Below are 1,570 nucleotides of genomic sequence, written 5' to 3' on the forward strand. Positions count from 1 at the left end.
ATCCGTTCCGGGTGTTTCACGGCGCACCGCGCATTGATCTGCCGTTAGCCGCGGATAGCCTGACTACACGCTACAACGAACTGCGCTGCGGCGCTTTGCCGCCCGCGCGCAGATTCGATCTTTCCAGTCTGGCAATCCTGTTCGAACTTTCGCTCGGCCTGTCGGCGTGGAAATCCTACGGCACCCAGCGGTGGGCACTGCGCTGCAACCCTTCGAGCGGAAATCTGCACCCGACCGAGGGCTATCTTGTGTGTCCGACTCTGCCCGGCCTGTCCGGTGGGGTCTACCATTACCTGAGCCGGGACCATTCCCTTGAATGTCGCGCTGCAGTGGCTGACGAACGATGGAGCGAGGCGTTCCCGCAAAGTGGCGTCCTGGTCGGCATAAGCTCGATCCCCTGGCGCGAGGCGTGGAAGTACGGCATGCGTGCCTGGCGCTACTGCCAGCATGATTGCGGCCACGTCATCGCCGCGGTAAGTTACGCAGCCGCAGCGCTTGGCTGGCAGACGCGGCTGGTGGAGGCGGCTGCGGACGACGCAGTGGCCAACCTGCTTGGATTGAACCGCGGAGAAGATTTCCTGAAGGCAGAAGCAGAGGCGCCGGATGCCTTGCTCTGGATCGGCAACCCCGAATTGCGGCCTGATCTTGAGCGCATGCTGATCGCCCTGGATAGCGTACAGTGGCACGGACGCGTAAATCAGCTGAGTCCGGGACATGTGAAGTGGCCGGATATCGATTCGATCCATCGCGCCACGCATAAGGCCCGTACTCGCGAACCGACCTTGCCGGATCCGGAAGAGCGCCCGTCGCCCGCGGCGCCGGCCCTTGATCTCAGCTTTGCCCGGATCGCGCGGCAGCGTCGCAGCGCGGTGAATTTCGACGGTACGACGTGCATCGCCAAGGCGGCGTTTTTCAGCATGCTGGCGTGCCTGTTGCCATGTCATGACACGCCGCCATGGAATGCGCTGATGTCTCCTGCAGCAGTCCATGCAGCGCTAATGGTGCACCGCGTGGGCGACCTGGAGCCCGGCCTGTATATGTTTGTGAGAAATCCGGGCGCGCTGCCGGATCTCAAGCGGTCTCTACGTCCAGAATGGCTCTGGCAAAAGACCGGCCCCGATCATCTGCCGCTCTATCTTCTGCTGCCTTACGATTTGCGCGCCACGGCAAAGTTGATCTGCTGCCACCAGGATATCGGCGCCGATTCCTGCTTTGCGCTGGGGATGATCGCGGGATTCGGAATCGCGTTGAAGCAGCCATGGCGTTATCGCCATCTGTTCTGGGAATGCGGCATTCTTGGCCAGGCGCTCTATCTCGAAGCCGAAGCCGCCGGCGTGCGCGCGACAGGGATTGGCTGCTTTTTCGATGATGAAATGCACGCACTGCTCGGCGTGGAGGATCACACCTGGCAAAGCCTTTATCACTTCACCGTCGGCCGTGCGGTAGACGATCAGCGCCTGTCCACATGTCCACCGTATGAGGTTCAGCCTTGAAGCGAGAGTCTCACGTCCCGATCGTGGTGAGGCGGTATTTTCCACGAGCGTCCAGCGATTGAACGTCACACATAGTC

General features: G+C 61.5%; 1 protein-coding gene. It reads left to right on the forward strand.

What is annotated here, in order from left to right; genetic code table 11:
• Positions 1–1,493 (forward strand): SagB/ThcOx family dehydrogenase (locus FSO04_RS45710; RefSeq protein ID WP_154567998.1); only part of this gene is annotated, 1,493 nt, incomplete at its 5' end.
• Between the last annotated feature and the right edge of the window lie 77 nt (positions 1,494–1,570).

This window comes from Paraburkholderia madseniana, from assembly GCF_009690905.1.
GTDB lineage: Bacteria > Pseudomonadota > Gammaproteobacteria > Burkholderiales > Burkholderiaceae > Paraburkholderia > Paraburkholderia madseniana.